Genomic DNA, 1370 nt, shown 5'->3' with positions numbered 1-1370 from the left:
GCCATCTGGGCGTCGGTCAACCAGAAGAGATCAGACATGTTCACCGCTCGTTTTTCGAACCGTGAATCACGCAGCCTCGCAGAAATCAATGGGTCCTGACCCTTCTGTATCTGGGCTTTGCTAAACTGGGCCCGTCACCGGCCCCGGCCAGGGCCGATGGCGGGGTGGTGCGCGACGTCTGACCCTTGTGGCATGACCACGTTTCTTAGCCTGTCGGCACCGCCTCTCTTCATCGTCTCGAACAGTTGATTGCGGCCTTTTAGGACCGCGCACCAGAAGGAAGAGAGCATGGACAACCTATCACATGGCCGCGTTATCGGCATAGATGTCAGCCGCGATTGGCTTGACGTTCATTGCCTCCCGGATGGACACTGCTGCAGAGTGCCAAACACTCCGGCAGGTCATGCTGCCGTAGCGGATCTTGCCCAAGACCGGGATGCCGTTGTCTGCTTTGAATCGACTGGCGGTCAGGAATGGCAGTTGTGGGCGCTTCTGGAGACGGAAGGCGTTGCAGCCCGCCAGGTGCCCCCTGCTCAGGTGAAGGCGTTTGCGCAAAGCCGTGGCACACGCGCCAAGACCGACCGGATCGATGCCGCACTCATCGCCCGCTTTTTTGCATTCCGGCCCGAAGCAGGCCGCAGTCTTCCCACAGAAAAGCTACGTTTTCTCAGAGCCCTGACGTCAAAAAGAGCGCAGCTTGTCGAGATGCGCAAACGGCTTCTGGCGCAAATCCGCGCGCATCAGAAACTGGGCACCGCCGCAATGTTCGAGGACATCGACACCGAGATGAAGCAACGGATCGACAGCCTGATCAAGGAACTGGAAGACCGGATCACCCAGGCCATCGCCAGTGACGATCGCCTTTCGGAAACCGCCGTCGTCCTTCGTTCCATCCCGGGGATCGGCCCGGTTGTCAGCGCAATGCTAATCGCAGAAATGCCCGAGATCGGCACCATCACCGGCGAAGAGGCTGCGGCACTCACTGGATTGGCTCCGGTCGCGCACGACAGCGGAACCCTTCGCGGGAAACGGGCCATCGCTGGAGGTCGCCGGGCTCTGCGGCACGTGATGTTCCAGGCGGCATTGGTGGCGGCACATCACAACCCAAGCCTGAAATCCTTCGCAGATCGCCTCCGCAAGGCTGGAAAACCGCACAAGGTCGTCATCACCGCCGTTGCCAGGAAGCTCGTTATCGTCGCGAACGCCCTGTGCAAGAGCCGTCAGAAATGGACCGCCGCGACGGCCTGAGAGATACAGTTGCTAGCAACAGGATTCATAACCAATAAATGACGGTTGCCGCGAGCGCGATGGCCGAGAGGAAGACCTTCGGGCATCTGTCGTATCGGGTTGCCACGCGCCGCCAGTCCTTG

At 60.1% G+C, this 1370-nt stretch carries 1 protein-coding gene and 1 pseudogene; one reads left to right on the top strand and one right to left on the bottom strand.

Annotated elements, in window-relative coordinates:
* The first annotated feature begins 288 nt into the window (after positions 1–288).
* Entirely contained in the window at positions 289–1248 is a 960-nt protein-coding gene (locus ACDP63_RS24830; RefSeq protein WP_409928852.1) for an IS110 family transposase, read from the top strand.
* Between the two features lie 25 nt (positions 1249–1273).
* Here ACDP63_RS24830 and ACDP63_RS24825 read toward each other — a convergent pair.
* A pseudogene (locus ACDP63_RS24825) lies at positions 1274–1370 on the bottom strand (IS5/IS1182 family transposase); the annotation flags it as partial.

The sequence above is a fragment of the Paracoccus sp. P2 genome (genome assembly GCF_046335115.1).
GTDB lineage: Bacteria > Pseudomonadota > Alphaproteobacteria > Rhodobacterales > Rhodobacteraceae > Paracoccus > Paracoccus pantotrophus.
The sequence above is the reverse complement of the archived record's forward strand: the minus strand, read 5'-3'. Positions and strand labels throughout refer to the sequence as shown.

Bases quoted from the DNA above. Each gene is read 5' to 3' on its own strand.
- ACDP63_RS24830 (WP_409928852.1), top strand. From the start codon at position 289: ATGGACAACCTATCACATGGCCGCGTTATCGGCATAGATGTCAGCCGC.